Raw genomic sequence first — 6,943 nt, 5'->3', positions numbered from 1 at the left:
TCAGTATCAGAATTTAAATAGTACTACTTCGTTAGGTTTAAGAGATATCAAAAAATAGCCTTTTAGATGAGTCATGAATAGCTTGGCAAAAAGGGCAGATATGGTCATGAATTTGGCCGCTCGTGCTAGGGAAATCTTTGAGCGTTCTAAAGTAGATGAAAAACGTCAACTTTTGAATTTCGTATTTAAGAACTTAAAATTAGACGGCAAAAACCTGTCTATACAAACGTGTGAGTCATTTTCGACCCTAGTAGGCTATAAAAGGTGTCCAAAAGGATGAGACAACTTGGACTTGAACCAAGGACCAGCACGTTATGAGTCCATGCAAACCTTAGTAATCACAATCATTAGCAGTAGCTAACAACAACCAAAATAGGAGTGTAAGGGACTTTTATCTATGTGAATCATTCGCCATAATTTGCTATCTTTTGTAGTCGAATGGTGCAGGTTGGGTCCATGTATCTGTATGGCGATAAACTGAAACCAGGAAAGGCTCAATCAAAATCAAAAAGCCCATCATGATACATGCACAATGGGCTTAATTTTAGACAGCCAAAGCAACTTTACAAGGAACACCTTCCGTATAAGCATAGAATTGCTTTGCAATAGGCGTTCTTTTTTCTTGGTATTCTTTCCCTAAACGTTTTTGTTCAGCTGGAGATTTTAAGGTTAATGCAAAAACCTGTCTCATAAAGAGAGTATCAATTGCTTGTAACTTTTCGAATGTTCGTTTAGTTAACTTTGTTTTTACTAAAGCTATAATTGCATTGATAAGTGGAATAAGTCCAACGCTAACAACACTTAATGCGATCTTCCATTTTGATAATTTTGGAGAAGTCGCCTTTTCATAGTGAGTTTGTACTTCAGTGCGGAAAACCTCCAAACCTGGTTCACAATTCCTAGCATCGAGTCTACTTGTGTGTGTACCCCTAATTACCTTTGATGTTTGATGCATGAGGGTGAACAAACCAATTCTTGCACATTTTTCAACACTGGCACCTTTGGGGCCAAAAAGCTTATTCCATAAACCTGGTTTCTTTGCGACCATTAAACCAGCTGGCTCAGTGTCAATAAAAGCAAGTTTTCCCGCGGGAGTTAAACGAATATTGTCAAAGGAGGCGTCTACAAAACCAGCCTTTTGTACTATAGTGGATATTTTCCTTGCTATTTCCCTTTGATGTTCTGCATCCATCTCTTTGATAGCTTGAACCGTATCTTCAACACTTAAAATATTGATTTTTTCACAAACTACACAATACTTCCTGTTAAGTTCTGTTACTCCGTCCAAATTTGCATAGGCAACCAATTTTTTCCTTGGAAGAACTATATCAATGTTTGCTTCTCTGGCGACTTTTTGAATCCGCTTTCCCATTTCTATTCGTAGTATACTTTCTTCATTGATGAAAAAAGCCATTTCGTTTCTATCATTCATTGGCCCAATATTCAATTGATCTTTTGGAACCCGGCTAGCTCCTGATTTGATTATCCATCCATCTAATTCATCATGTTCAATAACACTATAAAATCGAATTCTTTGCAGAGTATCAACATCTAAGAAAGGTTTATCGCTTAACAGATTAAATCCATGCCTTGTTAATATTTGATTTTTTTCTGTAATTTTTTCACGATCATAAACTAGTGGTTTAGAAAGAATTTGCTGGACCTCAGGGTCAGATATTAATCGCTGCGCAGTTGCTGCAGCTTTGTTGTCTTCATTTTCCAATAAATGTCTTGATAACCTTTGCTCACTGAGATCTACTGAGGGCACATAAGTGTTCGAATAATAAAATGACTTGAAAAAGTCAAAAAAAGTTGGGGTCATTTTTTACCTTCCATTTTGGTCTATAAAAGACTCTTTTGTTTTAATTTAATTTACTAAATGTTTAATAGTACAATAAATAATAAATTAAATCTACTCTTATTAGCAAAAATTATCACAACAATATAATCTGTAATATTAATCTCTAAAGAAAAGCCCTTAAGAGATTATCTTTCTCCACCTAACTTTAAGCAAACTATGTTATCATGCTTAGCGGAATTAAAAAGCGGGGCAACCTGGACTTGAATCAGGGACCAACGGGTGATAAGGGCGGGAGAATACCGACATATCCGATATCAATCAGCCGCTAGGAGCACTATGTAAAGGATTTAAGACCAAAAAGCTATTGAATTTTGCGGGATTTTTCTGGGAAAACCTACATGTCAGTGAACCGCTAGTGAACCGTGAAGTTTTATTTAACGAATAGGACAAGTAAGAACTTTGAGGAAATTATACCTCTAATCCGCTACGAGAAATAGCTGCTTCATCGAATTTCTTAATTACGATTTTTTCTGATATTTGTCCTACCTGAATAGATATTTCTTTCCAATAATCTAAGAAATTTTTTAACAAGTGATATCTACATAATGAAAAAAAGCTTCGTTGGCGATAAATATAACAGAATAGATCTGAACCGCCTCTCAAATAAGTTCCTACAGTCTCTCCTAGAGTATGAGTTGTTTTAGTAACCCCTGGTTCATTTTGTCCTGAAAGGCTAAGAAACTCTTTCCTAAAGATTTCATGATAGCTATCACGGTTGATTAAATTTGTAATACACCATGATTTGCCAATCAATTTATTGAGACGATCTGATATTTTGCTATCTCGAACAGAAGTACATATTAAAATTTTACGAGGTTGAGCCCCATCTTCTTGATCTAAATAGGCAGTTTTCCAGCGCCAAAGAAAGTAATACTCTCTTAATTTTCCTGTAAATGTATTCCAAGCAGTTTTAGGAATGTGAATGTATAAGGTAGGCTCAATAACTTTCGAGTAGTTTGAAGTTCCAAAAAATGACATATCATAACAATAAATAGTACTTTTAATTCCTTTTAAAACATCATTATTTCCACAGATGCCTCTTTCCTGAGCATAAATCCTAAATTATCAGTCATTACCGTAAATTTTCATATAACCTTCTCAATCTTATAAAAGCATAAATACATCATATTTAATAATAAATAACAAATATAAATAATTAATTAATTGCACAGTTTTCTGTATTTCTGTACAATAAATTTAGGAGGTGATTTATGGCTAATCCACATAAAGCCCGTTTAACTTTGGACATGGATCCCAACGAGCATGCCTATTTGAAGATGGCTTGCGCTAAATTAGGGGTAACCATGCGTCAATTCATGCTTCTTGCGACCTTTGAGAAGATGGAAAAACTCGAAGATGAGTGGCTCGCTGAAAAAGCTCATCAAACTCTAAAAAGAATTGAATCCGGTGAGGAAAAAACATCTTCATGGAAGAAGGCTAGAGAGCGTTTAATGTGAGATACGAAGTCGAAATCTCAGAAAGTGCGGAGAAGTTTCTCAAAAAAGTTCCAAAGAAAGATCGTTTAAGAATCCTGGAAAAAATCGATATATTAGTAGATGATCCGATGCCTTCAGGAAGCATTAAATTGCACGGCCAGAAAACTCCTCTGTATCGCATACGTTCCGGTGATTATCGCGTTGTCTACTCCATTAAGAAAGATGTGTTAATCATTTTGGTTGTTGAGCTTGGACATAGACGAGAAGTGTATCGCTAATTTTGAAAGACAGCTGCCTGCTTGCCTCCAATTGATATGTTGTATAGGATTAAAGGGGGTATTTGCCCGTAGGCGGTTGATGCTTTCTCTTGAGAGATCTGCTGGAAATTTTTTGTATAATTCCATTCTAGATATATGCTCAAACGCTTGTAAATGGATGATTTCTTGTGCTAAAATGACAATAAACTATTCTAATTATGTGAGTGATGTGCTATGAAATGCAACGCTGAACTAAATGCTCGCTAAAAAAAGATTACGACTTATCTTCTCTCTTGTCGCACGGTTAAGGAAGCTGCTCAGAAAGCAGGTATTTGACTTGCAACCCTATTCAAATGGCTGAAAGACCCATTATTCAAAGCTGAACTCGATCGTTTAAGAGAAAAGGTTATTTCTGACGTCGTGGATAGGCTTAAAGTGTATTGCATGCAGCTTGTCATGTCAAAGATCGAAATCCACTAATGATGCCCTCCCCAGCTTTTGCATGTAAAAGTGTGGGACACAATCTTCTGTTGAGGCCTTAATGCTTCGGGAAAGACCTTGCAAGATCCATTGGCATAAATCCATTTTGTGGTCTTTTAAGACATCTCCTGGACTTTTCCCTAAGGAGGCTGGTCAAAGCTTCGATTGCTTATAGTTGCCCTTGATCTTTCGAATAAATTTAGCCCCAGCAGCATCCACATCAGGACAAATCAGAAAAAGTAAGGCTTTTCGTATAAGATAATCAGTATAAAAATCAAGTGGCTGAGTTGATCCTCCAGTGGCAATGTAAAAGCAGAGATCGGTAGCAAACTGTTGAATCAAGATAGCCTCAAATTTTGATGCCAAGATGATAGCCACTCTTTTATTGATATTGCCATATGCCAAGTGTTAAGACTTATTGATGAAAATAAGATGGCACTGTGCCGCCAGTGTGCCATTAAATTTTATTATCTGGCAAATCGCAAAAAAAAGTAGTTGCCGCAGGAATTTTCTTTCGATAAAATGTCTTTTTCTTTAAATAGCAAAACCTGATTTATGTATGACAATAAAAAAATTAAAAGAACACCTGCAAAAACAAGATCAAGACTCCTTACTAGATGAAATCTTGACGCTTTACAAAACTTTTGACTTTGTAAGGGAATACTATGATTCTCGTTTAGAACCTCATGCACCCTCTGATATAGCGCAAAAATACAAGAAAATTTTGGAAGAACAGTTTTGCCCTAAAAAGGGTTTTCCTGAGCTTAAATATTCAGTGGCAAGAAAAGCTATTAGCGATTTCAAAAAAGTGTGCGCTGATTATCTAAGTATTCTTGATCTTCAGCTCACTTACGTTGAATATGGGGTTAAATGCACCTTAGATTATGGTGATATTGACGAACGATTCTATAATAGCATGGAAAGTATGTTTGAAAAGACCCTGAAAGACATGGAAGAGTATGGAGTCCTTGAAAATTTTCAAAAACGTTGTTTAAACATCCATGTTCAAACTCAAGATATGGGATGGGGATTTGGAGACGCCATTGAAGGTTTATATAAAGATTTTTTTGAAAAAAGCAGTTAAATTCCTTTTATAACCACACTTTCAGTGCACTAAAATCTAGGTTGCCTGTAGAAATGGTTCATTAAAAATCAGAAAAAAACGGAAACAAAAATTTAAAGAATTTAATCAAAAAATTGAAGATCGCATTGAATTGGAAATTATCGTAGATGCTTACAAGGAGTCGGAACGAGGTATTACTATTTACAAGATACGATGACTATACCTTTTAAGGCTAAGTTTATCCAATCAATCAGTACATTTCCGATGGAAATAGATGAAATTATTGAGATTGTTGGCGTGGACGATGAAGAAAGCTGCGAATACGATAAGTTTGTACAAGTGAAATGGAAAGACAAAGAAACACTTGGTGTACCATTGAAGCAGCTGAAAGGTATTAATGTGGATGATAAAACCAAGTGAGCGTTAGATGATTGACCTTATTGGATTTCTCAAAGATATTGTTTTTAATCAACTCCTATTGCTTATCATCCAAATCATTGGTTGGAGAGGATAGATCAGATAACATGAATCAAATCATTAGACATGGAGCCTATGGAGTTATATTTCAAGATTCCAAAATTCTCCTCACTCAAAAGAAATCAGGACCTTATGAGGGATTATGGGGACTTCCTGGAGGTGCCATTGAATTCGGTGAAACGCCAGAAGCAACTCTTAAACGTGAGCTATTGGAAGAATCTTCTATAGCAATATCTAAGGTAGAATTTTTAAGTATAGCGACCTCTACTGGTAACTATGATAATAATGGTGTTTCATATGGATTCCATCAAGTTGGCCTTCTTTATAAAATATTAGGTTGGGAGAAACAGCCAGGCTTAGTGCCTCAAGAAGAAAACCGTTGGGTTAGGCTCACTGACATCCTTCAAAAGGAATTAACTCCATTTGCTCTTCATGCGATCTCTAATCTACCAACAAGTGAAAAATAGAGGTCTCATAACAGGATTAGGGGCAAGGTAATAGGCCTTGCAAAACACGAAAATCGATTGCTTGTCTGCGAAGTACTTAATGATGATGGCGTTTTAAAAGGATGGTGCCCCATCGGAGGTGGTATTGAATTTAGTGAAAGTGCTGGAGAGGCTTTAAAGCGCGAAATTTATGAGGAGCTTGGATGTAATCTCGTCATTACAGGTGAACCTATAGTCTGCAAAAACATTTTTGAACATCATGGGATTAAAGGACACGAAATTATTTTTGCCTTTCTCATTAAGCTTTCAGATAAAACAATCTACACAAAAAAATCGTTTTCAGATTTATGAAGAGAGAGGAAGTGCTTATTGGGTAGAATGGATTCCATTTGATCGGTTTGAAAGAAGCAAAGCCATATTATTTCCTTCAATTATAGTAGACAAAATCGCAGAGATCTAAAATCACTTGATTGCAAGAACTTCAATAAGTGTGTCGATTTGTTTAGAGGGTATTAATCGCTAAAAATTGAGACAAAATTATTCTTAATATGAACGTACATGCTTACAGAAAATCCCGGCAAGGTGATGTAATCCTTAATTGGTGCTTCGCTATGAAAGTACCTTGAATAGGTATTTCTATTCGAATAGTAAGCCGTTAAACCCTTTTCAGGATTAAATATAGAATCCTTGCCTCGTGCTAAGATGTAAGGGCATTTCTTTTTGAATAATGGGATCGAAGAAGTACAAGAGCTTTTCCTACTATAGAAATAATTCGAGGTCTGCCATTCTTTGTCTCTTTTAGGTAGATCTCTTGTCGATCAAAATTAATACAATTCCATGTTAATCCCAGAATCTCTCCTCATCTCATTCCTGTAGAATGGCCAAAAGCACAACAGGCCAGGTTCATTACGGCTATTTATACA

Annotated in this window: 8 protein-coding genes; 6 read left to right on the top strand and 2 right to left on the bottom strand. The window is 36.0% G+C overall.

The genetic code is table 11. The annotated features are described in order from the left end of the window. Positions 1-544: 544 nt before the first annotated feature. Together DB41_RS01170 and DB41_RS01165 are read right to left on the bottom strand one after the other, a co-directional pair. Entirely contained in the window at positions 545-1,822 is a 1,278-nt protein-coding gene (locus DB41_RS01170; protein ID WP_052243770.1) for a hypothetical protein, read from the bottom strand. A 447-nt stretch (positions 1,823-2,269) separates the two neighbouring features. After that, on the bottom strand, positions 2,270-2,839 hold the full coding sequence (locus DB41_RS01165; RefSeq protein WP_039383445.1) for a hypothetical protein: 570 nt from the start codon (positions 2,837-2,839) through the stop codon (positions 2,270-2,272). A gap of 233 nt (positions 2,840-3,072) precedes the next feature. On the opposite strand from DB41_RS01165, the gene DB41_RS01160 reads away from it, so the two are divergent. The 6 genes from DB41_RS01160 (at position 3,073) to DB41_RS01130 (ending at position 6,371) form a co-directional block, all read left to right on the top strand. After that, entirely contained in the window at positions 3,073-3,318 is a 246-nt protein-coding gene (locus DB41_RS01160; protein ID WP_039383444.1) for a hypothetical protein, read from the top strand. Further along, positions 3,315-3,575, top strand: a complete 261-nt coding sequence (locus tag DB41_RS01155; RefSeq protein WP_039383442.1) for a type II toxin-antitoxin system RelE/ParE family toxin — start codon at positions 3,315-3,317, stop codon at positions 3,573-3,575. Before DB41_RS01160 ends, DB41_RS01155 begins: the two co-directional genes overlap by 4 nt. Positions 3,576-4,593: 1,018 nt before the next feature. Further along, positions 4,594-5,118: a DUF6155 family protein gene (locus tag DB41_RS01145; RefSeq protein WP_039383439.1), complete on the top strand. Its 525-nt coding sequence runs from the start codon at positions 4,594-4,596 to the stop codon at positions 5,116-5,118. 129 nt (positions 5,119-5,247) lie between these two features. Next, complete coding sequence (locus DB41_RS01140) at positions 5,248-5,517, top strand: calcium-binding protein (protein WP_255350893.1); 270 nt, start codon at positions 5,248-5,250, stop codon at positions 5,515-5,517. A gap of 104 nt (positions 5,518-5,621) precedes the next feature. Continuing rightward, positions 5,622-6,041: an NUDIX hydrolase gene (locus DB41_RS10490; protein WP_052243769.1), complete on the top strand. Its 420-nt coding sequence runs from the start codon at positions 5,622-5,624 to the stop codon at positions 6,039-6,041. A 57-nt stretch (positions 6,042-6,098) separates the two neighbouring features. After that, complete coding sequence (locus tag DB41_RS01130; RefSeq protein WP_052243768.1) at positions 6,099-6,371, top strand: NUDIX domain-containing protein; 273 nt, start codon at positions 6,099-6,101, stop codon at positions 6,369-6,371. The last annotated feature ends 572 nt before the right edge of the window (positions 6,372-6,943 follow it).

The organism is Neochlamydia sp. TUME1, from assembly GCF_000813645.1.
Lineage (GTDB): Bacteria > Chlamydiota > Chlamydiia > Chlamydiales > Parachlamydiaceae > Neochlamydia.
Note: the sequence above shows the minus strand (reverse complement) of the source record. Positions and strands in the feature narration are given on the sequence as shown.